At 65.2% G+C, this 22,323-nt stretch carries 22 protein-coding genes; 6 read left to right on the forward strand and 16 right to left on the reverse strand.

Annotated elements, in window-relative coordinates; translation table 11 throughout:
- Positions 1-86: 86 nt before the first annotated feature.
- Positions 87-548 carry a DUF998 domain-containing protein gene (locus tag LWC34_RS39890; protein ID WP_233730384.1) on the forward strand — a complete coding sequence of 154 codons (462 nt, stop codon included), beginning with the start codon at positions 87-89 and terminating at the stop codon, positions 546-548.
- On the opposite strand, the gene LWC34_RS39895 is transcribed toward LWC34_RS39890, so the two are convergent.
- From LWC34_RS39895 to LWC34_RS39930, 8 genes are read right to left on the reverse strand one after another with little or no spacing between them, the layout of a single operon-like run.
- Positions 493-1,869: an amidase gene (locus tag LWC34_RS39895; RefSeq protein WP_233730385.1), complete on the reverse strand. Its 1,377-nt coding sequence runs from the start codon at positions 1,867-1,869 to the stop codon at positions 493-495. The genes LWC34_RS39890 and LWC34_RS39895 overlap by 56 nt on opposite strands.
- A gap of 11 nt (positions 1,870-1,880) precedes the next feature.
- Positions 1,881-2,648 carry an SDR family NAD(P)-dependent oxidoreductase gene (locus LWC34_RS39900; RefSeq protein ID WP_233730386.1) on the reverse strand — a complete coding sequence of 256 codons (768 nt, stop codon included), beginning with the start codon at positions 2,646-2,648 and terminating at the stop codon, positions 1,881-1,883.
- Positions 2,645-4,090 carry an aldehyde dehydrogenase family protein gene (locus LWC34_RS39905; RefSeq protein ID WP_233730998.1) on the reverse strand — a complete coding sequence of 482 codons (1,446 nt, stop codon included), beginning with the start codon at positions 4,088-4,090 and terminating at the stop codon, positions 2,645-2,647. Before LWC34_RS39905 ends, LWC34_RS39900 begins: the two co-directional genes overlap by 4 nt.
- Positions 4,091-4,092: 2 nt before the next feature.
- The gene (locus LWC34_RS39910; RefSeq protein WP_233730387.1) at positions 4,093-4,869 is read right to left on the reverse strand and encodes an ABC transporter ATP-binding protein; all 777 of its coding nucleotides are present in this window, start codon (positions 4,867-4,869) and stop codon (positions 4,093-4,095) included.
- Complete coding sequence (locus LWC34_RS39915) at positions 4,862-5,668, reverse strand: ABC transporter ATP-binding protein (RefSeq protein WP_233730388.1); 807 nt, start codon at positions 5,666-5,668, stop codon at positions 4,862-4,864. Before LWC34_RS39915 ends, LWC34_RS39910 begins: the two co-directional genes overlap by 8 nt.
- Positions 5,665-6,498 carry an ABC transporter permease gene (locus LWC34_RS39920; protein WP_233730389.1) on the reverse strand — a complete coding sequence of 278 codons (834 nt, stop codon included), beginning with the start codon at positions 6,496-6,498 and terminating at the stop codon, positions 5,665-5,667. Before LWC34_RS39920 ends, LWC34_RS39915 begins: the two co-directional genes overlap by 4 nt.
- The gene (locus LWC34_RS39925; RefSeq protein WP_233730390.1) at positions 6,498-7,442 is read right to left on the reverse strand and encodes an ABC transporter permease; all 945 of its coding nucleotides are present in this window, start codon (positions 7,440-7,442) and stop codon (positions 6,498-6,500) included. Before LWC34_RS39925 ends, LWC34_RS39920 begins: the two co-directional genes overlap by 1 nt.
- Positions 7,439-8,923, reverse strand: a complete 1,485-nt coding sequence (locus LWC34_RS39930; RefSeq protein ID WP_233730391.1) for an ABC transporter substrate-binding protein — start codon at positions 8,921-8,923, stop codon at positions 7,439-7,441. Before LWC34_RS39930 ends, LWC34_RS39925 begins: the two co-directional genes overlap by 4 nt.
- Positions 8,924-9,003: 80 nt before the next feature.
- Between LWC34_RS39930 and LWC34_RS39935 the strand changes: the two genes are divergently transcribed.
- The gene (locus tag LWC34_RS39935) at positions 9,004-9,744 is read left to right on the forward strand and encodes a FadR/GntR family transcriptional regulator (protein ID WP_233730392.1); all 741 of its coding nucleotides are present in this window, start codon (positions 9,004-9,006) and stop codon (positions 9,742-9,744) included.
- Between the two features lie 43 nt (positions 9,745-9,787).
- Here LWC34_RS39935 and LWC34_RS39940 read toward each other — a convergent pair whose 3' ends face one another.
- The 6 genes from LWC34_RS39940 to LWC34_RS39965 form a co-directional block, all read right to left on the reverse strand.
- The gene (locus tag LWC34_RS39940) at positions 9,788-10,393 is read right to left on the reverse strand and encodes a response regulator transcription factor (RefSeq protein ID WP_233730393.1); all 606 of its coding nucleotides are present in this window, start codon (positions 10,391-10,393) and stop codon (positions 9,788-9,790) included.
- Positions 10,390-11,562, reverse strand: coding sequence for a sensor histidine kinase (locus LWC34_RS58285; RefSeq protein ID WP_233730394.1), 1,173 nt, complete (start codon positions 11,560-11,562; stop codon positions 10,390-10,392). The genes LWC34_RS39940 and LWC34_RS58285 overlap by 4 nt, the downstream gene beginning before the upstream one ends.
- Complete coding sequence (locus LWC34_RS39950; RefSeq protein WP_233730395.1) at positions 11,511-12,161, reverse strand: ABC transporter permease; 651 nt, start codon at positions 12,159-12,161, stop codon at positions 11,511-11,513. The genes LWC34_RS58285 and LWC34_RS39950 overlap by 52 nt, the downstream gene beginning before the upstream one ends.
- Entirely contained in the window at positions 12,161-12,847 is a 687-nt protein-coding gene (locus tag LWC34_RS39955; RefSeq protein ID WP_233730396.1) for an ABC transporter ATP-binding protein, read from the reverse strand. The genes LWC34_RS39950 and LWC34_RS39955 overlap by 1 nt, the downstream gene beginning before the upstream one ends.
- A 69-nt stretch (positions 12,848-12,916) precedes the next feature.
- Positions 12,917-13,654, reverse strand: coding sequence for an SDR family oxidoreductase (locus LWC34_RS39960; RefSeq protein ID WP_233730397.1), 738 nt, complete (start codon positions 13,652-13,654; stop codon positions 12,917-12,919).
- 64 nt (positions 13,655-13,718) lie between these two features.
- Entirely contained in the window at positions 13,719-14,888 is a 1,170-nt protein-coding gene (locus tag LWC34_RS39965; protein WP_233730398.1) for an SGNH/GDSL hydrolase family protein, read from the reverse strand.
- Between the two features lie 74 nt (positions 14,889-14,962).
- Between LWC34_RS39965 and LWC34_RS39970 the strand changes: the two genes are divergently transcribed.
- From LWC34_RS39970 to LWC34_RS39980, 3 genes are all read left to right on the forward strand, one after another.
- The gene (locus LWC34_RS39970; protein ID WP_233730399.1) at positions 14,963-15,961 is read left to right on the forward strand and encodes an asparaginase; all 999 of its coding nucleotides are present in this window, start codon (positions 14,963-14,965) and stop codon (positions 15,959-15,961) included.
- Positions 15,962-16,172: 211 nt separating this feature from the next.
- Positions 16,173-17,966, forward strand: coding sequence for an AMP-dependent synthetase/ligase (locus LWC34_RS39975; RefSeq protein WP_233730400.1), 1,794 nt, complete (start codon positions 16,173-16,175; stop codon positions 17,964-17,966).
- A gap of 218 nt (positions 17,967-18,184) precedes the next feature.
- Complete coding sequence (locus LWC34_RS39980; protein ID WP_233730401.1) at positions 18,185-19,858, forward strand: substrate-binding domain-containing protein; 1,674 nt, start codon at positions 18,185-18,187, stop codon at positions 19,856-19,858.
- A gap of 97 nt (positions 19,859-19,955) precedes the next feature.
- Here the strand turns inward: LWC34_RS39980 and LWC34_RS39985 are convergent, their stop codons facing one another.
- Together LWC34_RS39985 and LWC34_RS39990 are read right to left on the reverse strand one after the other, a co-directional pair.
- Positions 19,956-21,131 carry a PucR family transcriptional regulator gene (locus LWC34_RS39985; protein ID WP_233730402.1) on the reverse strand — a complete coding sequence of 392 codons (1,176 nt, stop codon included), beginning with the start codon at positions 21,129-21,131 and terminating at the stop codon, positions 19,956-19,958.
- Positions 21,132-21,170: 39 nt separating this feature from the next.
- Positions 21,171-21,587, reverse strand: coding sequence for a hypothetical protein (locus LWC34_RS39990; RefSeq protein WP_233730403.1), 417 nt, complete (start codon positions 21,585-21,587; stop codon positions 21,171-21,173).
- Positions 21,588-21,697: 110 nt separating this feature from the next.
- Between LWC34_RS39990 and LWC34_RS39995 the strand changes: the two genes are divergently transcribed.
- On the forward strand, positions 21,698-22,309 hold the full coding sequence (locus LWC34_RS39995; RefSeq protein ID WP_233730404.1) for a hypothetical protein: 612 nt from the start codon (positions 21,698-21,700) through the stop codon (positions 22,307-22,309).
- Positions 22,310-22,323 lie beyond the last annotated feature (14 nt).

Here is a 22,323-nt window from a genome sequence, read left to right on the forward strand (position 1 = left end):
CGGCCTGAGCGTCGCGATATACCTCGAAATCGTGTACGCGGGCACGATCCACCAAACCTTCAGTGAATACGTCTATACCGGCCAAGGTGGCGCGTCTTGCCGGTGTCGCGATGCTCGCGATCGGCTTTTCGTCCCTTGCCACCGCTGGCGCGTTGTGGTCGGCCGGTGGCCCGAAATCGGCGTACTGGCTGATCTTGGTGTGGGGCATCGGGCTTGCCGTGCTGGCCATCTTTCCACAGGAACCCGCGGATCAGGCGTTGACATGGCACGGCGCCATCCATCGTTATGCCGCGCTGGCCGGATTGGTCACGTTGCCGTGGGCCGGTTTGCTGTTGTCACGGCAATGGCCAGTCTTGCGCCCCTTCTCGATCGCGAGTTTCGTCTTGCTCGTATTGTTCGTGGCGACGTTCATCGTCCCGGGATGGCGTGACTACAGCGGTATCACCGAACGGTTCGTGCTCGGTGCCAATATCGGGATCATCGGCGTGCTGATCAAACGGCTGTCCGCTGTTCCGGTCGCAGTTGTTCGAACAGGGCAGCCATCCTGAGCACGCCGAGATCGTCGAACCGGCGTCCGGTGATCTGCAGGCCGATTGGCAGACCGGAAGCCGTGTATCCACAGTTGATCGACAGCGAGGGTTGTCCGGACATGTTGAACGGCACGGTGAAGCCGATGTGCTCGAACGGCCTCGCCGGGTCGTTCAGCGGAGATGCCCAGTCAGCCTGGAACGCGGGCGTGGGCGACACCGGTGACAGCACGAAGTCGTACGGAGAAGTCGCCCGCACCGCGGCCGCGCTCATCCGGTCGATCTGGGAGAACCCTCGATAAACGTCCACACCAGACGCATCGCCGCCCGCACGGGCCCATTCCACGATGTACGGCAGCACCTTCGAGAACCGATCGGCTGGCAGAGCAGACAGGTCCGACCACAGCCTGGTACGCCAAAACAAGTCGAGACCGTCGAGCATTTCCCGCGTGACAAAGGGATCCAGGGGCGAGACGGTCACACCGGCTGACTCGAACAACCGAGCGGCTTCCTCGACCGCGGCACGGACCTCCGGCGAGACATCCAGCCCGACACCGGCTTCGAGATGCAGACCAACTCGCACCCCTGCCGGAGAGAAAGTCAAGTCCTGCCACGATATGTCATTCGGCGGCAGGTCCATGTAGTCACGAGAGTCCGGCTGTGACAACACTTTCATCAGCAGAGCCGAGTCGGCGACTGTCTTGGTCATCGGCCCGATAACGCGTCCGATATAAGGCGGATCCACCGGCACCCGGCCGAACGAAGGCTTCAGCCCGACGAGACCGCAGAACGAGGCAGGCAACCGAATCGATCCGCCGATGTCGGTCCCCAGGTGCAACGGTCCGTACCCAGCCGCGCCCGCTGCACCGGCACCAGCGCTCGATCCACCGGGCGTTCGCGAGGTGTCCCAAGGGTTTCGGGCCGTCGCGTGGAAACTGGACAAGCCGGACGTGAGCATGCCGTAGTCCGGCATCGTGGTCTTGCCGAGAAACACCGCACCGGCTTCGCGCAACCGTGCCGCAGCCGGGGCATCCTCAGCAGCCGCAACGAGTTCGGTCGCGGCGGTCCCCAGCGGCACCGGAGTTGATTCGGTGGCGATGTTCTCCTTGATCGTCACAGGCACGCCATCCAGAGCCCCTTGCGGGCTGCCAGACCGCCAGCGTTGCTCGGATTCCCGTGCCGCAGCAAGAACGGCCGACGGGTCATGCGTGTAGAACGCCTGCAAAGTGGGTTCCTTGGACGCGATCCGGGCGAGGACCGCCTCGGCCACCTCGACCGGCGACAGGCCGCCGCGGTACTCAGCGAGCAGGTCGACCGCGGTCAGATCCGCGAGATCAGTCATTGCACTCCCCTTCACGCTGGCGGGTTGAAGCGACCGTCGACCGCGGTCCAGCCGCCGTCGACCGCGATCACGGCTCCGGTCACGAAACTGGCGGCGTCCGAAGCCAGATACACCACGGCACCAGCCATTTCCGAAGGCTTGGCCCATCGGCCGAGCGCGCCCTTGTCGGCATATGCCTGATACCAGCTTGGATCGGACTTGATCTGCGCGGTCAACGGAGTCTCGACGACCCCGGGCGCGATCGCGTTCACCCGGACCCCGTACGGCCCGAACTCCGCCGCGGCCGTACGGAACAGTTGCACCAAACCAGCCTTGGTGGCCGCGTACACGCTCTGACCAGGTTCGACTGTGGTCCCGCGGATCGACGAGAAGCCGATGATGCTGCCACGCCCGCGCTCGACCATGTGCGATCCGAAGGCTCGCACCACGTCGAATGTGGCGCCAAGGTTCAACGCGACGACGCGGTCGAACTCGTCGCGACTGTAGTCGAGCAAGCGCTTGCGCACATTCATCGCGGCCGTCAGGACCACGACGTCCACTTCACCCAAAGCAGCGGCGGCTTCGGCAACAGCCTCGGAATCAAGGACGTTGATCTCGTACGCATCGGCGTCGATCATCGACGCGGTCTCCTGCGCCGCGACAAAGTTGACGTCAGCGCAGATCACCGAGGCACCATGGGCAGCAAGAGCCAGCGCCGACTCACGTCCGATTCCGCTTCCGGCGCCGAGGACAACGGCCCTGCGACCGTCCAACCTGAACAGTGTGGTGTAGTCGGTCATGCTGGCCGGATCACCGCCATCCTCGTCACAGTCAGCTCTTCGATGGCAAACCTCGGCCCTTCACGGCCGATCCCCGAGTCCTTCACGCCGCCGTACGGCATCGTGTCCGAGCGGAAGCCTGGGACCTCGTTCACCACCACCGCGCCGACTTCCAGGGTGTCGATCGCCTTGTGCGCGGTGGCCAGCGACCGGGTGAACACCGATGCGTTCAGGCCGTAGCGCGAGTCGTTCACCATGTCGAAAGCTTCATCCATTGTGGACACAGTGCGCAGGCAGACGACCGGTCCGAAGATCTCATCATCCCAGCAGGACGCGCCAGCCGGAACGTCGGCGAGCACGGTCGGCTGGATCACTCCACCGTCCACACCGCCGCCACTGACCAGCCGTGCGCCCGCGGACACCGCCGACTCGACCCAATCAAGCACACGCTTGGTCGACCGGTCGTCGATCAGCACCGACACCCGAGTCTTCGCGTCACGCGGGTCACCGATGACGACCTCGCCGAGCCTGTCCCGCAACCGGGCATCGAACTCAGCGGCAACGGATTCATGCACGATCAGCCGCTGAACCGAGATACATGCCTGGCCAGAGGCATAGAAACCGCCGCGCAGGGTGGCATCGACGGCCGCGTCCAAGTCGGCGTCGTCCGCGACGACCATGGCCGCGTTGGACCCAAGTTCGAGCAAGGTCTTGGTTGGTGCGGCGTCCCTGGCGATCTGGTGACCGACCGCGGACGAGCCGGTGAACGACACCGCGCCGATCCGGCGATCGGTGACCAATGTGGACCCGACTTCAACGTCACCGGTAACCAACTGAACCAGCGAAGCAGGCGCTCCGGCCGCCACAGCCGCCTTGCGGAACAGATCAACCAGCCACAGAGTGGCCAATGGCGTTGCTGGAGCGGGTTTGCAGACGACAGGACAACCGGCGGCAACAGCGGGCGCGATCTTGTGTGAGGCCAACAGCAATGGATAGTTGAAGCCCGCGATCCCCACGACCACACCGATCGGGCGCCTTGTCCAGTAGCCGATCATCCCGTCGCCGGACGGCAACAGGTCCAGCGGGACCGTCTCCCCATGGAGCCGGGCGACTTCCTCGGCCGAAGCCTGCAAGGTCACGATCGTTCGTGCGACCTCGACCCGGCAATCGACCAGCGGCTTCCCGGTCTCCAGCACCAGCAGTTCCTCGAATGCCTCCCGCTGCGCGGCAATCGCATCGGCGGCGGACGTCAGGATCTGGCGGCGAGCGCGCGACGACAGCGCGGCGGCCTCTTTCTTCACCGCGACAGCCGAATCGAGCGCCTGACGGGCCAGATCCGCAGTGCCCACAGGCGCTTGCGTGACCACGGTTCCGTCATACGGGAAAAGCACCGGGCTGGTGCTCGGCACAGGTAGCCACTCAGAACCAATAGGCAGTCCAGGTGGATATGGCGGCCGGAACATGCTCATCCTTCCCGGAACCTCGCGAACGCCTTGCGCAACGTCGGCGCCGCGGCGATCAGCTCTCGCGTGTACGGATGTGACGGTTCCTGGTAGACCTGGTCAACCGCACCGAGCTCGACGATTTCGCCGTGGCGCATCACCGCGACCGTGTCGCACACATGCCGGATCACCGACAGGTCATGCGACACGAACACCAAGGTCAGGTCGTATCGTTCGACCAAATCTGCCAGCAGGTTCAGGATCTGCGCACGCACGGACACGTCCAGCGCGCTGACTGGCTCGTCGGCGATCAGCACCTTGGGATGCGGCGCGAGGGCTCGAGCGATCGAGATCCGTTGCCGTTGACCGCCAGAAAACTGGTGTGGGTAACGGGAAGCCGCGTCCTGCGGCAGTCCTACCGCGTCCAGCAGCTCGTTGAGCCGTTCGGCGCTATTGTCGGAACGTTTCAATGGCTCGCAGATGATGTCACGGACCCGCATGCGCGGATCCAACGAACCCATCGGGTCCTGGAAGACGATCTGCACCTCGTCGCGCAGGAATTTCAGCCTCCGTTCCGGCAACGAGTCTATCCGAGTGCCACGGAACGAGATCGTGCCGCCGGTCGGCTTGTCCAAAGCAGCAAGCAATCTGACCAAAGTGGACTTGCCGGAACCGGACTCGCCGACGATGCCGAACCGTTGCCCAACACCGACATCGAACGACACGCCACGCAGCGCCTCGACGGGCTTGCGGCCGAGGCGTCCGCGATAGGTCCTGCGCAGGTCACGAACCTCAATCATGGGACACCGTCCAGAGCCTGCCGTCCGGGTCAGTCGACTCGAGATCCGATGAAGCGAGCAGCTGTTTGGTGTAACGATGTTCCGGCGCCGTGAACACGTCCCGGACGAGCCCGGATTCCACGACTTCCCCGTTGTACATGACAAGTACCCGCTCACACACGGTCGCCACGACCGCCAGGTCATGCGTGATGAACAGCAACGCGGATTCCCTGGTGCCGGCCAGGATCAGCTCTAGGATCTGCGCCTGGACCGTCACGTCCAACGCCGTGGTCGGTTCGTCGCAGATCAACAGGGATGGGTTGTTGGCCAACGCCATCGCGAGCATCACGCGCTGCCGTTGACCACCGGAAAGCTGATGCGGATACGACTTCGAAGCCCGCTGCGGATCGGGCAGGCGCACGCGATCCAGCAGATCAACCGCCGCAGTACGGGCAGAGTGTCGATCTGGCTGAGTTCGGTGCAGCCGCATGACCTCCGCGACCTGCTTGCCGACCTGCATGGTCGGGTTCAACGCGGTCATCGGCTCCTGGAAGACCATGCTCATGTCCCGGCCACGCAACCGGGACAGCTCACGCTCCGGCATGCCGACGAGTTCCCGATTGTCCAGGCGGATCGAGCCGGACGCGGACAATTCCTCGGACAGCAGGCCCATCACGGCCGACGCGGTCACGGTCTTGCCCGATCCGGACTCACCGATCAGGCCGACCCGTTCACCCTTGTCGATCTTGAACGACACGTCCTTGACCAGCTGGGCACCGCCCGCCGAGACGTTGAGGCCGGAAACCGTAAGCACACTCATCGGCGACCTGCCAATCGTGGATCGAGTCGGTCCCGCAGCCCGTCACCCAGCAAGTTGAAGCCCAGTACGGCAATCGCGATCGCGACACCCGGAACGAGCGCCAACCGCGGCTCCACGGCAAGGAGTTCTTGCGATTCCTGCAACATCCGGCCCCATGACGGAGTCGGTGGCCTGGTGCCGAAACCGAGGAACGACAACGCGGCCTCAGCGAGCACAGCGATCGCGAAAGACACCGAGCTCTGCACGATCAAGAGACCCGCGATGTTCGGCAGGACATGCCTTCGCGCGATCGCGAACCTCGACTTGCCTGCCGCACGCGCAGCAAGCACGTACTCGGTGCTCAACACTTGCAACGTTCCCGACCTGGCGATCCGGGCGAACGACGGCACGGTCGCGATGCCGATCGCGATCATGGCGGTCAGTGTGCTCGCGCCGTACACAGCGCCGAACATGATCGCCAGCAGCAAAGCCGGGAACGCGAGCACCAAGTCGTTGACACGCATGACAAGTTCGCCAAGCCACCGTGGACCCATCGCGGCCAGGATGCCGAGCGGTGTGCCGATCACGGCTGCCACACCGACCGCGACCACGCCGACGTACAGCGTTGTCCGCGCACCGACCATGATCTGGCTGACCAGGTCACGGCCGAACTTGTCGGTGCCCAACAGATAATCGCCAGTCGGCCCGAGCAAGCGCACGGCCGCGTCAACTCGGGTCGGCTCGTGCGGTGTCCACAGGAACGACACCACGGCCAACACCACGACCAAGCCGACCAGAATCACGCCGGCGGTCAGCGCGGACGTCCTGCGGGTGGTGCGGACAGTCGTCATCAGGACCTCCGCAGCCGTGGGTCGATGACCGTGTACAGCAGGTCGACGAGGAAGTTCACGAGCAAAGCGGCGATTACCAGGACCAGCACGATGCCTTGCACAGTAAGCAGGTCACGGGCCGCGACCGAGTCCAGCAGCATGCTTCCCAGCCCTGGCAACACGAACACCCGCTCGACCACGACCGCGCCGATCAGCAATGTCGTGAGCTGCAATCCCAGCACAGTCACGACAGGCACTGCCGCGTTCCGCAACCCGTGCCGAACTAGCGCTTGACCGGGCATCAGGCCCTTGGCCCGCGCGGTCCGCAAATAGTCCTCCTGCAAGGTATCCAGCACGGCCGATCGGACGTATCGGGTCAGCACGGCGCCCTGCACCAGACCAAGCGCTAGTGCGGGAAGAACCAAGCCGCGAATGAACTCGCCGAAATCCTGGTTCGGCGGCGTCCATCCACCAGACGGCAACAGCCGCCACTGCACCGCGAAGATCTGCACGAGCAAGATGCCCGCCAGGAACGCGGGCACGGCAACACCGAGCTGTGATGCCCCGGAGATGACGGTGCCGCTGGCTTTCCGGTGCCGCACGGCCGCGAAAGACCCCAACGGCACGGCAATCAGCAACGCGATGATCATCGCCGCACCGACCAACCACAACGTCACGCCGAGCCGGTCGGCAAGCTGTGGCCCGATCAGGTCACGAGTGACGTACGAACGCCCGAAGTCGCCGGTCAGCACGCCGCCGATCCAGTCGAAGTACTGACTCGCAAGTGGACGGTCGGTGCCGAACTCCGCCCTGGTACTGGCCAGCAACTCGGGCGTCGCGTTGATCCCGAGCGCGACCTGCGCGGGATCGCCCGGCAGGACGGCCATGAACAGGAAGACCGCGATCGAGGCGACGGAAACACTGACGATGAAGATCGCCGTGCGACGGGCGATGGACAGGATCATTGGCGCCCCAGCCCGGTCAGGTCGAAGGATTCGCTGACCTGGTTACGCGCGAGCCCAGTCACCTTGGTCCTGGCCGCGACCACGTTGGGGAACAGGAACAACCAGTCCGCCGCGGCATCGTCGGTGATCGTGCGCGCGATCTCCTTCATGGCTTCGACCTGACGCTGTGGCGTGCCGACATCGGCTTGAGTCAACAGTTCCCGCACCTTCGGACTGTCGTAACCCCAGTAGTACTTGGGATTGCCGAACGTAACGATGTCACGGGCCTCGACGTGCTGGATGATCGACATGTCGAAGTCGTGGTCGGTGAACACCTGCTTGAGCCACACAGCCGGGAAATCCAGCGGTTCGATGCTCACGCTCACCCCGACATCGGCCAGTTGCGAGGCCACGACCTGTGCGGAGTTCACGGCATACGGCAGGTTCGCCACTCGCAACCTGAGCCGCGGGTTCGGCTGACCGGCCTCGGCGAGCAATGCCCTGGCGCGCACCGGATCGTGCGGGTAAATGCCGTTGAGGTCCTCGTACCACGGGTCGGTCGGCGGGACCATGCTGCCGATCAGCGTCCCACGGTCCGCCGCAACCGTTGCCATCACTGCTTTCCGGTCGATCGCGTACATCAACGCCTGGCGTATTCGCTTGTCGTTCAAGGGCGCTCGCGCGTTGTTGAACGACAGCGTGACCTCGGAGTTCGTGGTTCCTTGCAGGACCGTGAACCGCGTATCGGTCTCGAACTGGCGGATCGAGTCGGGCGTGGTGACCGCCGAGATCACGTCGATTCCGTTGCTGAGCAAGGCGTTGTTCAGCGCCGTCGGGTCTTTGTAGTACTTCAGGTACACCGTGGTGTAGGTCGGCTTACGGCCCCAGTAGGAAGGGTTGGCGCGCAGGACGATCGAGTCGCCGCGCTTGCGGGTCGCGAACACGTACGGCCCGGTGCCGACCGGGGTGTTGGCCAGGTCAGCGACACCAGACGGGCTGAACATCGCGCCGACCCTGGTGGTCATGTCGAACAGCCAGTTATTGCTCGGCCGCTTCAGGATCACGCGGGCGTGCGTCGGATCGACCACGTCGACTCGGTCCACCACGTCCATCTTGGACTTCAGCGAGATGGTCCACGCGGTTTTCACCCGTTCGACGGAAAACTTGACGTCCTGCGCGGTGAACGGCTGGCCATTGCTGAACGTGACGTTCGGCTGCAGCTGGAAGTCGTAGGTCTTGCGGTCCTCGCTGACTGTCCACTCGCGAGCCAACGAGGGCCCGATCTTGCCGTCCGGGTCGAGTTTCACCAGGCCTTGGTAGACGTTGTAGAGCAGAGCCTGCGGAATCGCGGCACCATCGGTGCGGGTGAAGTCGAGATTGGCCGGCTCGGCGGTGAATCCGATCGAGATCGCGTCGGGATCGGCCGGAACCGACACGGAGGACCCGGCCGAACACGCACTGGTGAGCAGCGCGAGGACAACCGTGGCGACGAAAATCCGCACCGGCTTCACCTACCTAGTACGCTGGTCAGACCAGTAGACTTGCACTCGCTGCCGCATTGGTCAAGAGGGGCGGTCCGAGGATGTTCGAGCCGGTCAGCCCGGTCAGGGCATATGAACGAGTGGTCGAGCAGATCGAAGAAGCTGTGTTTACCGGCCGGCTCCGGCCCGGCTCGCGGCTGCCCAGTGAGCGTGACCTGATGACCCAGTTCGGCGTCAGCCGCTCGACCGTGCGCGAGGCTCTCCGAGTGCTGCAGAGCAACGGAATGGTCCAGTCCCGCGCGGGCGATCCGCGCGGCCCCGAGGTGCTGCCCGCGTCGCCGAAGAGCCTGCAGAAGTCGATGTCCCGGCTGGTCCGCGCGGAGTCGATGTCGCTGGCGGAGTTGTTGCAGTTCCGGATGCTGCTCGAAGGTTCGGCGTACCTGTTGGCCGCACAGCTGCGTACCGACGCCCAGCTCGCGGAGATGGAAGCCGCGCTGACCGCTATGACCGAGGCGACCGAGCACGCCGACTTCAGTGCGGCGGACGTGGCGTTTCACGACGCGGTCGCGCGAGCCACTCAGAACACGCTGATCTTGGTGTGCAGCAACGTGGTTCGTGGTGTGGTGCTGGATCTGATCGCCGATCACCTGGCGACGGCTTCCGATCGGCAGAAGCTGATGCTGGCGTACTTGCAGCACCATTCCGAAGTGCTGCAAGCGATCCGTGACCGCGATGGCGCCCTGGCGGCCCGGTTGGCGCGCGAGGCGTTGTACGACTACTACGCCGATAGCCTTCCGGTGGAAGCGCGAAAGTTGCTTGCCGCCCTCGTCACCTCCTCGTGAGTGGTTATCAGGGTTAGAACACGCTTAACCACTCACGAGGGTTTTAGAGCCAGCCCTTGGCCTCGGCCATCTCGACGGCTTCCGCTCTTGTCCGGGCACCGAGCTTCTGGATCGCCGCGGACAGGTGGTTGCGTACGGTCCCTGGCGAGAGGTGCAGGCCACGCGCCAATTCCGCGATCGTGCCGTGGCTACGTGCGGCCGCGAGGATCTCGGTTTCCCTTGGGGTCAACGGGCTCGCGCCTTCGCTGAGCGCAGCAAGCGCTAGGCCGGGGTCGACGACCTGTCCCCCCGCCGCGACTTTGCGGATCGCCACGGCCAACTCGGTCACTGGCGCGTCCTTGAGCAGGAATCCGGCGACGCCCGCCGCGATCGCCGAATGCAGGTAGCCGGGGCGGCCGAACGTCGTCAGGATGATCACGCGCGTGCCGGGCACCTTGGTTCGCAGCAGCCTCGCCGCCTCAAGGCCGTCCATGCCTGGCATCTCGATGTCCAGCAGGGCCACGTCCGGCTTGAAGGCCTCGGCCGCGCCGGCGACCTCGTCACCCCGGCCGAGCTGGACGACGACTTCGAGGTCCGCCTCGAGGTCGAGCAGAGTCGCCATCGCGCCACGGAACATGGTCTGGTCTTCGGCCAGCAGCAACTTGATCATGTGGGTACCTGAACTCGGATGTAGAAGCCGTTCTGCGGGCGCGGGCCTTCTTCCATCGTGCCGCCCAAAGCCTGCGCGCGTTCGGCAAGCCCGGCCAAGCCGTTGCCGCGCCCGTTCTCGCCCGGTCCCACGCCATCGTCGACGATCTCGACGGCCGCGGTTGAGTCCTCAAGGGACAGTGTGATCGTGCAATTGGCCGCTTGGCTGTGTCGCAGCACGTTGGTGACACCTTCCCGGACTGTCCACGCCAGCGCGCCATCCACCGACGGCGGTAGGGACCAGGATTCCGGGGATTCGACCCGGCAGTCGATGCCCGCCGACGCGGCCGCTTTGCGTGCGGACACGAGCTCGCCCGCCAGGGTCGGCTGGCGGTAGTTCGTGACGGCTTGCCGCACTTCGGCCAGGGCGCGGCGGACAACCGTGTCGATGTCCGCGAGTTCCTGCTCGGCTTTGTCGGGATCGATCGTGACCAGGCGACGGGCCAGTTCGGTCTTCACCGCGATCACCGACAGGCTGTGGCCGACCAGGTCGTGCAGGTCGCGTGCGATCCGGTCGCGTTCTTCGGCGACCGCGAGCCTGGCCCGTTCCCTGCGGCTGACCTGCAGTTCCGTGAACATGTCGAACTGCTGACGGGCTTGCCGGGTGAAGTAGCCGACCATCAGTCCGACCAGTGCCAGCCAGGCGATCAGGACCGGTTCCATGCTGTCGAGCCACGCGATGATGGCGAAGACGGCACTGATCGCGACCAGTCGCGCGACCAACCATCGGCCGCCGAGCCAGCCCGTTGCCGCGCTGGCCCAGACCGAGTTGAAGGTCCACTCCGGCCCGGCGAACGCGGGCAACGCCACGCAGAGCACGAGCAGCGCCGCATAGGACGGCCAGAGCGGCAGCCTTTGCAGTCGCGGGATCGGCAGGTCGAACGTGGTCCGCATGCCTAGGAGCGCTGTGACTATCGCGACCGTCATGACGAGCACGGCCTCCCACACCGGCGGCTTGCCGACGAAGTAGAACGTCGCTGACGCGATCAGCGAGACGTACATCAGCACGTATCGCGACCACTTGCGCCGGTTCCACATCAACCGGACCTGTTCATCGGCGAGGTCCATGCCTGCCATTGTCACGCTCGGCGCCACCTGAGCAGCACCGCCACGGCGGCCGCGATCGTCCACGCGCCCAGGTTGAGCAGCGCTTCTGCCCCGATCGGCCGACTCATCACAGTACCCATGCCCAGTGTCATCAGGCTGTTCGTCGGTGCCAGGGCCCAGATCGCGTCGCCGCCGATCACGCCGCCGGTGAACATCAACGCGAAGAACACGAGCATCAAAGCGACGGTCGCGGTCTTGCCTTTGAAAAGCATTCCGGCGAAGACGCCGATCAGGACGAACGGCAACGAACCCACCACCGTGACCGCGACCAGCAATGGCCACCGATCGATGTGCTGGGTGTACGCGCCGATCACGCTGACCAGCAACACTCCGGGGATGACCGTGATGATGCCTTGGACGATCTTGCCGGTCAGCCAGGCCTTGTCCGACAGCGGTGTCACGCGCAGTTGCCTGAGCCAGCCGGTGTTTCGGTCTTCCGCGATCGTGTTTCCGCTGCCCAGCAGGCCCGCGCCGGTGGCCGCGTACACCGCCATCGCCGCGGTCACGCCTTGGCCTTGCTTGCCCCAGATCAGCTCGAACACCACTGGCATCAGAACAAGAAACACCAAGTACCGAATGTTGTGCATTGTGCGCAGAACTTCGAATTTTGTGTACGCCAGCATCACTCGGCTCCCTCGGTCAGCTTGACCAGCGCGTGCTCAAGGCTCGTGTCACCCTTGATCTGCTTGGGCGGACCGTCGGCGATCACCCGTCCCCGGTCGATCACGATGGCGCGGTCGGCGTACTCGTCGGCCTCGTCGAGGTAGTGCGTGGCGAAGATGACCGTGTGGCCTTGTTCCTTCACCGCACGCCAGAATTGCCTGCGGGACTTGAAATCCAGTGCGACCGTTGGCTCGTCGAGGAACAGCAGCTCGGGCTCCCCTGCCATCGCCACCGCGAACCTGACCCGCTGGGCTTGCCCGCCGGACAGGGCGTCGACTTTGCGGCGCTGGAGGTCCGTCAGTCCTGCGAGGTCGAGGGCTTCCCTGAGGGTGCGCCGCTTTCCGTAGAGTCGACAGGCAAGGTCGACGACCTCTTTGACCGTCGAATCCGTTGGCAGGCCGCCAGTTTGCAACATCGCACCGACGCGGCCTGCCGTGACCGCGTCCTGCGGGGATCCATTGAGGACGGTCACTGCGCCGGTGTGCGGGCGTTTGAGTCCGAGCAGAAGGTCGACCGTGGTGGACTTGCCAGCGCCGTTGGCGCCGAGCAAGGCCACGGTTTGTCCACTGGGGACCGTAAAACTGACTTCGGTGAGCGCTTGCACCGAGCCGTAGCCGTAGCTCACTCGGTCGAAGCTGGTTTCCATACTCCAAAGCTAGGAACAGGCGAGACGAGTTTTAAGTGTCACGGATCGCGACTTGACCCATGACGATCGTCACCCTCGTCCCACAAAGGGCATGTTCGTCGCCATGATCGTCATGAACTGCACGTTCGTGTCCAACGGCAAGGCCGCCATCTGCCGGACCGCGGTGGCCACGTGCCGCACGTCGAAAACTGGCTCCGGTGCCACAGTTCCGTTCGCCTGAGGCACACCTTTCACCATCCGGTCGGTCAGATCCGTACCCGCGTTGCCGATGTCGATCTGGCCGCAGGCGATCCGGTATGGCCTGCCGTCCAACGAGATCGACTTCGTCAAACCGGTGATCGCGTGCTTCGACGCCGTGTACGCCGGGCTAGCCGGACGTGGGCTGTGCGCGGAGATCGAACCGTTGTTGATGATCCGGCCGCCTTGCGGGTCCTGGTCACGCATGAGCTTGAACGCTTCCTGCGCGCACAGGAACGAGCCGGTGAGGTTGATGTCGATCACCCGCCGCCAGTCCTCAAGGGACAGTTCGCCGACCGTGCCTGGCGCGTTCAGCCCCGCGTTGTTGAACAGCACGTCCACCCGGCCGTAGCGAGTCCGGACCTGTTCGAACAACGCTCGAACAGAGTCCGGGTCGGCCACGTCGGTCGGGACAGGGAGGGATTCGCCCGGCGCCAATGCCGCCGTCTCAGCCAGTCTGTCCGCGCGCCTTCCCGCGAGCACCACCGCATATCCGGCTTCCAGCAGGTCGACGGCAACTGCCCGGCCGATTCCCGATCCGGCCCCCGTGATCACAGCAACCTGAGTCATACCCCCAGTATCTCCTCGTGAGTGGTTATCCGTGTTCTAACCCTGATAACCACTCACGAGGGTCTTACAGGGTGTTCAGGTCGATCGAGGCGGCCATTGCCTGGTAACCCGCCGCGTTCGGGTGCAGCCCGTCCCCCACGTCGTACGCCGGGTTCATCAGGTCAGCATCGTTCGGGTCAGCCATCACCTTGTCCCAGTCGACCACCGCGTCGTACTCGCCTGACGTCCGAATCCAGTTGTTGAGCTCGTCGCGCACCTTCTCACCGCGGTCCGAGTAATACGGCGATCCCTTGTACGGCAGCAAAGTCGCCCCGATGACGCGCAGGCCCTTCGACCGCGCCTGACGGATCAGCGTGCGGTGCCCCTCGATCAACTGCTTGGCCGACACGAGAGACCCGGCGCCGTCCGAGATCCCGATGTCGTTGATGCCCTCAAGGATGATCACGGTCCGAACCTTCGGCTGGTCGAGCACGTCCGCCTTGAACCGCTTGACCGCGGCCTCGCCTGCCTGGTCCCAGTCGGTGAGCACCTGGTTGCCGCCGATGCCCTGGTTGAGCACGCCGAACCGGCCGCGGAGCCGTTCCGCGAGCTCGTCCGGATACCGGTCGTTGGTGTTGGCTCCGGCACCGTAGCCATCGGTGATCGAGTCACCGAACGCGACAACCACATCGCGCTTCGGGGACGGGTCGAGCACCTGCACGCCGGAAAGTAAGTACCAGGACTCCGACTTCTCCGTGAACACCAAGCCGTCACGGTCGTTCTGGTGATCACCAGCTGCCCGGTACGTCGTGGCGAAGCCGAGCCCGTGGTACGTCACCGGCCCGGTCGGCTTGGCGAAGTACAGCGTGACGGTCAGGCTTTCCAACGGCCGCACCGGCAGCAGGGCGACATCGGTGTCGATCTCGCCGCCTGCCGGGATCACTACCGACTTCTTGTGCTTGAACGTCAACGGCCGCAAGCCGCTGACCTCCTCGGCCTCCCCCGCGCGGCCGACCGTGGCACCGGCGAGCTCGATCGGCGCCTTGCCGTACCTGTTACTGAGCTGGATGCGGACAGCCGGACCGCCCTGACTGACGCGCACGACCTGGCGGACGGTCTGGTTGGCGAATCCCTGCAACGACCAGTTCGGAAAGAAGCCTTCGTGTGCCTCGTGCACCGAAGTCGCCCACGTGCCTTCCCAACCCCCAGACGGACTGGCCGCCGCGACCGCGGGGGTCGCCACCAGTCCGAACACTGTTACCAGTGTGAGAAGCGTTTTCCGTCTCATGAACCGATGCGATCAGAGGGGTACGACATAAAGTCGCCGCCGTGACGGACAAACCCAAGCTGTCGATGCTGACGCTCGGCGGGACCATCGCCATGACCTCGGCAAACGAGTCCGGGGCGGTCGTCCCGAGGCTGGACGCGGCCGACCTGCTCTCGACGCTGCCTGAACTGGACATCGATCTGGTCACGCACGACTTCCGCAGCCTGCCGAGCCCGGACATCGGTTTCACCGACCTTGCCGCGCTTGCCGACAAGATCGAGCAGGAGATCGCCGACGGCGCGACCGGCATCGTGGTCACCCAAGGCACCGACACGATCGAGGAGTCGTCGTACTTCCTCGACCGCACGATCGGCGGCGACGTCCCGATCGTCATGACCGGTGCGATGCGGCATCCGCAGCAGGCAGGCCCGGACGGCCCGGCGAACCTGTCGGCCGCGTTCGTGGTCGCCGCCGATCCCCAGGCGCGCGGCCTTGGCACGGTCGTGGTGATGTCCGACGAGGTGCACGCGGCTCGCTACGTCCGCAAGTCACACAGCACGAGCACTGGGGCGTTCACGTCCCCCAACGCGGCGCCGATCGGGCACATCGTCGAGCAGGAGCTCGTTCTGCTGAGCAGGCCGCGGCCGTACGAGCCACTGCCGCGTAGCCCACGGTTGACCGAAACCTCGATCGGCATGGTGCACGCTGCGCTCGGTGACGACGGCGAGTGGCTGCGGCCGTTCGCCGAGCACACCGACGGCCTGGTCATCGCCGGGTTCGGCGGTGGTCACGTGCCGTCGCGGCTCGTGCCGCTGCTGGCCGAACTGGCCGAGGCGAAACCGGTCGTACTGGCGTCCCGCACCAGTTCGGGCCCGGTTTTGACCCGTACTTACGGATATCCCGGATCGGAACAGGATCTGCTGTCAAGAGGGCTCATCAACGCCGGATTCCTCGATCCGTTCAAAGCGCGCGTTCTTCTCCATGTTCTGGTCTCGGCAGGCGCCGATCGCGCCGAGATCACGCGTGTCTTCCGCGCTTCAGGTGAGATCCACGTGAGCTGAAAAAATTCCGTTCACGAAATGCCGATGACGCATTTTTTGCTGTGACGGAGGAAACGTTTACCGATACGGGTCGTATGTTACCGCACAGTAGATCGACAGCGGACATGCGCCCGTTTAGTACCGATTCGGCTGCGAGGTCTGGCCGTCGCTGCAGCGGGAAGGCAGTATGTCACCCTGGTTACCGAGTAGTAGCAGGTCGGAGGAGTGAGGTATGCGCGAGATCGCAGTCGACGCCTTGGTGGAGCCATACGGCGGTGGACTGGCCGACCTCATCTACACCAACGCGGCCGAGATCCCGAACACCGTCGTGTTCAGCCGCAAGGTCGGCAACACGTGGCAGGACATCACCGCGGCGCAGTTCAAAGACGAGATGGTCGACGTCGCGAAGGGCCTGATCGGCTCCGGCGTCGGCGTCGGTGACCGGGTCGCGATCCTTGCCGCGACACGATACGAGTGGACCTTGTTCGACTTCGCCGTATGGGCGGTCGGCGGTGTCCCCGTACCGATTTACGTGACGTCGTCGGACGAGCAGATCCAGTGGATCCTTTCCGACTCCGGCGCGGTCGCCGTCGTCGTCGAGAACGACGCGCTGCAGGCCAAAGTGGACGCCATCAAGGCGAACACGCCCGCGCTCAAGCAGGTGTGGAACATCGAGAAGGGCGCGGTCGACCAGGTCGTCGCGGCGGGTGCGAGCGAGACCGCCGAGGCCGTTGACGCGCGCCGCAAAGCCGTCAAGGCCGCTGATGTGGCCACGTTGATCTACACGTCCGGCACCACCGGGCGCCCGAAGGGCTGCGTGCTCACCCACGCGAACTTCCACTCCGAGGGCGGCAACGTCGTGGAGATGCTCGCGCCGGTGTTCAAGGGCCTCGGCGTCGAGGAGACATCGACGCTGCTGTTCCTGCCGCTCGCGCACGTGTTCGGCCGGATGGTCGAGGTCGGCGCGGTGATGGCACGGGCACGGCTCGGGCACACCGCGGACATCAAGAAGGTCACCGAGGACCTCGCCGCGTTCAAACCGACGTTCATCCTGTCCGTGCCGTACGTGCTGGAGAAGGTCTACAACGGCGCGCGGCAGAAGGCTCACGCTGGCGGCAAGGGCAAGATCTTCGACGCGGCCGCCGCGACCGCGATCGCCTACAGCGAGGCCGACGGCAAGGCCGGGATCGGGCTGAAGATCAAGCACACGATCTTCGACAAACTGGTCTATTCCAAGCTACGCGCCGCGCTCGGCGGCAAGGCCAAGTACGCGATCTCCGGCGGCGCCGCGCTCGGCCTGCGGCTGACGCACTTCTTCAGAGGCGTCGGACTGGTGGTGTTCGAGGGGTACGGCCTGACCGAGACGTGTGCGGCGGCCACCGTGAACTCGCCGAACAAGTTCAAGCCGGGCACGGTCGGCCACCCGCTGCCCAACACCGCCGTGCGGATCGCCGACGACGGCGAGATCCAGATCAAGGGCGGCCAGGTGTTCCCCGGGTACTGGCAGAACGACGAGGCCACCAAGGCGGCGCTGGACGACGACGGCTGGTTCGCCACCGGTGACCTCGGCGAACTGGACTCGGAAGGCTTCCTGAAGATCACCGGGCGGAAGAAGGAGATCCTGGTGACCAGCGGCGGCAAGAACGTCGCGCCAGCCGTGATCGAGGACCGGATCGCCGCGCACCCGCTGGTCGGCCAGGCCATGGTGGTCGGCGACGGGAAGAGCTACATCGCCGCGCTGATCACCATCGAGCCGGACTACTTCACCTACTGGAAGTCCACCAACGGCAAGGCCGAGTCGGCCACGGTCGCCGACCTGATCGACGACGCCGAGCTGAACGCGGAGATCCAGAGCGCGGTCGACGAGGGCAACCTCGCGGTCTCCAAGGCCGAGTCGGTGCGCAAGTTCCGGATCCTGGCCACCGAGTTCTCGCCGGAGACCGGGCACCTGACGCCGTCACTGAAGCTGAAGCGGTCGGTCATCATGGCCGACTTCTCCGCCGACGTTGATGCCTTGTACTCATAACGCTACAAATTGTGACACCGGTCCTCGGCGACAACTTACTTTGTCGCCGAGGACAGCGATCCTATTGATAACGATCAGCCCTTCCGGAACGACAATCATTGACGAAACCCAGTGTTACTGCACACGGCGTATTCGTCGACGCCATTCGAGGCAGTAGATTCCAGGGGACTTCTGATTGGCCGGAAATGCCGGCGCCACCGTGAAGGGGTAGGAAAGAGATGGGCCGGCACGACATCGAACAGCAAGACCGGCGGAAACTGATCTTGATGCTGGTGATCGTGCTCGTCGGGGCATTGGTCGCCGGCGTGGCGTGGTTCACCGTCGACCGGTTACGCGACCCGGCCCAGGCCACGTGCGCCAACCCCGTCGTGTTGAACGTGGTCGCCGCACCGGACATCGCGCCGGTGGTCGACAAGGTCGCCAGCGGGCTGAACCCGAACGACGTGAACACCTGCTACCGCGTCGAGATGGTCGTCAACGACTCCGCGGTGGTGGCGGACCAGCTGGCCGCACCGAGGCCGGTGAACCCGCCCGCGGTGTGGGTCGCGGACTCCTCGGTCTGGTTGCGCCGGGCCAAGGAGAAAGGCGCCGCGCAGGTTCCCGACTCCGGTTCGTCGATCGCCAGCTCGCCCGTGGTGATGGCGCTGGCCGAACCGGCCGCCAAAGCCCGTAGCTGGCCGGAGAAGCAGCTGAACTGGGCCGACGTGATCGGTGTCGGCGGCCAGGACCTGAACGTTGGCATGGTCGACCCGTCGGTCGACGCGGTTGGCGTCTCGGCGCTGATCGCGGTGCGCCAGGTGACCGCGCTGTCGTCCGACCCGGCCGCCAACAACGTCGCGGTACTGCGGAAACTCTCGCCGAACGCGGCTTCTGGCTCGTCCGAGCTGTTCGCCAAGACCGGCACGACCGCGAGCGGCCCGCCGATCACCGCCTTCCCGACCTCCGAGCGGGCGTTGCTGGACAACAACGCCAAGCGCAAGGACGAGCAGCTCGTCGCGGTGTATCCGGAGCCGGCCTCGCCGTCGCTGGACTACCCGTACGCTGTGCTGCCCTCGTCGGAGCCAGTGGCTGTGGCCGCGGCGAAGTTCCGTACCGCGATGCTCTCTCAGAGCGTCGGAGAAGCCCTGGCCACCAATGGTTTGCGCTTCCCCGACGGCCGCGTGGCCGGTACCCCGCCGACCGACAACCGGACCATCGTGCGCCAGCTGCGCCCGGTTGCGGCTCCCGGAACCGCCCAGCTCGACCAGGTGCTCAACACGTGGGCCGGGATCAGCAAGGCCTCCCGGATCCAGGCCGTGCTGGACGTATCGGGGTCGATGAACGGCGTGATCCCTGGCTCTGGCAAGACGCGGATGCAGGTGACGCTGGAGGCGTCCGAGGGCGGCATCAGGCTGATGAACCCGCGGACCAAGCTGGGCATCTGGGTGTTCTCGGCCGAGCTGGACGGCGACAAGGACTACAAGGAAGTGCTGCCGGTCCTGCCGTTGAACGAGTCGCTACCGCAGGGCGCGCTGGAGAAGCTGCGTGCCATCAAGGCGACCCCGACCGGCCGTACCGGCCTGTACGACACGGCTCTGGCCGCGTACACCTCGGCTCGCCAGAACTGGGAGCCAGGCAGGCTGAACCTCGTGCTGATCCTGACCGACGGCAAGAACGACGATGACGGCCGTGGCGTGAACCGCGAGTCGCTGCTGGCGGAGCTCGGCAAGATGCAGGACCCGAACCGGCCGCTGCCGATCGTGTTCATCGGCTTCGGCCCGGACGTCGACGTCAACGAGCTGAACGCGATCTCCAAGGCCACCGGTGGCCAGGCGTTCAACACCGCCGACCCGACGAAGATCAACGAGATCTTCTTCGCCGCGCTCAGCCGCTTCATCGCCGGCCGCCCCTGAAAGACCCTCGTGAGTGGTTATCCGGGTTAGAACACGGATAACCACTCACGAGAAGTGACCTGGGGTTATGCGTGCGATGCGCACTCGCGCGGGAAAGTTACAAACCAAGCCGGACCGCTTGCAGCGCCATGTAGAGCTCCGCGACGCACTTCGGCTGGGTCAGCTCGCGGCCCGTCAGATCTTCGATTCGCCTGATCCGGTAACGCACTGTGTTCGGATGCACGTACAGGTTCTTCGCCGCGAGCTTCGCTGAGCCGCCGTGGTCGTACCAGGATTCGAGCGTCATCAGCAGGATCTCGCGCTCGGCTGGCGGCAACGCGAGGACGCCCGCGAGCATCTCGTGCGCCAGCTCCGCAGCCAACGCCGGTGCGCCCGCGACCAGCGCCGCGACAGGCAGATCACCGAAAACCACCACGCCGTTGGTGCCGTGCGGCAGCGACCTGCGCGCGATTCTGGCTCTGTGCAAGGCCGCTGGGACTTCGGTCAGGTCGGTGAACGGCGTGCTCACGCCGACGACACCGGTCGTCGTTGCCAGGACGTCTCGCATGGTGTCCAGTCCGGAGCCGACGGGCATGATGCCGACGTTCATGTCCACACCAGACGAGTGCACGCGGCGGCGCCAGACCGCACGTGACCCGATCGCGTCGACCGCGCTGGCGTCGTCGGCGACGATCACGACAAGCTTTCCCGATGTGGGCAAGCCGAGTACGCCTGCCGCGTCTTCGAGATCTGGGCGTTGCGCGATCCGGCCTTCCAGCAAACCGTCCATCAACGCTGTTCTGGCTTGCTCGTCCAGCTTCCCGCGTTCGGCTTCGACTTCGCGGTATGCCGTGGTGAGCGCCTCGGAGTAGGCGTCGATGATCTTCCAGACCGAGGTGCTGGCCTGCAGCATCTGTTCCGGGGTCACGCCGTGCGTCCGCGGGCCGCCGTGCTCGATCAGCATTTCGTAGACGAACGTTCCCGCCAGCCGGTACGCGCGCAACGCATCCGGCAGCGTGATGCCGATGCGGGCTTGGGCGCGGCCGGTCTTCAGCGCGTGGTCCAACTCGACCTCACGGCATTCGATGAACGACGTGAAGGCGCCGTCGAGGTGCGCTTCACAGACTTTGCGCAGCTCTTCGGGATACTCGTCGGCGACTCTTCGATAGCACTCGGTCTTCTCGCGCAGCAGGTCGACCAGCCGCGCGGACAGCTCCGGCACCTGCGCGCGTTGCGAGCGCGCCAAGTCCAGGAGTGCCTCAGGCAGCAGCGTAGCCACTATCCGAGCGCCCATAACGCGACTTTAACTCGCTTTTCGGCCTCGCGGATAGCCTCACGTTGCTCGCGCGGCGTCTTGATCGCGTCGAAACGCCAGGAACGCGGTCAAAGCCGAGCCCGCGGCGACTATGAGCCCAAGGTATAGCCCGAAGTCGCTGGCGATCGGCGCGGGCAGCGTGATCCACCGCAGCAAGATCATCACCACCGCCAGCACCGCGAGCGTCAGCCAGAGCGACGACAGCATCTGTACGGGCTTGCCAAACCGTTGCCACAACAGCAGGACACTGATGGCCATCAGCAGCACGACCGGGAACCAGGCGAGGAAGTTGGCTTCCCACACCGGGATCCACAACTGTGTTCCCTGGTCACCCTCGGCTCTGTACCAAGGAAGGAAACTCACGACCAGCGCGGCGGCCCCGGCTGCGACTCCGATCCATTCCAACCACGTGATCCGGTCGCGGGTCGCGGGCACGTCAGCCTCCTGAGTCGCTCGTCCGGCCGACAGTATGACCCCAAGCAGGCAAAACGCGCGAGCCGACAGACTGTCCACAGTGCCTTTCGCTGGCCCGATACGATTCGCCGGTGATCCGACGCCACGTGTTGATCGGTTTGATCGGCGCGCTCTTGGCCGGGTGCTCAAGCACGCCAGAGCCTGCCCCGACGCCACCCGCCAATGAGGCTGAGCCCGCCGCCGAACCGGTGAAGGCGGAACCCCTGACCGCGCAACGGCTACAGACCGTATGGTGGAGCTGGGCGAGTTCGGCCGAGCCCGGCCAGAACCCGGTCGAGGACCCGACGGGCCAATACTGCGGGGACAGCCAGCCGTTCGGCGTATGGCTGATCGCGGGCACACCGGGTGGATCGGCCGACCGGCACTGCCAGGTCCCAGCCACCCTGCCCCTGGCAGGCCCAGCCGCAACCCAGGTGACGAAGGATGCCGCCAGCTGCACCAGGTTCCTGACCGCGGCGAAGGGCGAGGCGCTGCTGGACGGCAAACCGGTGCAGCTGGAGAAGATCGAGCCCACCAAGATCACTTATGACAGTGAGCAGGGCGCGAAGGATGGCTACAGCTGCGGCCTGTGGGTTCGGATCGACCCGCTCTCGCCCGGCCAGCACTCGTTGACCTTGCGCGGCAGCAGCGGAACCTTCCACAACGAAGCCAACTACGACCTCATGGTCGTCCGCCTCCCGTGATCCCTCGTGAGTGG

The sequence above is a fragment of the Kibdelosporangium philippinense genome, assembly GCF_021390435.2.
Lineage (GTDB): Bacteria > Actinomycetota > Actinomycetes > Mycobacteriales > Pseudonocardiaceae > Kibdelosporangium > Kibdelosporangium philippinense.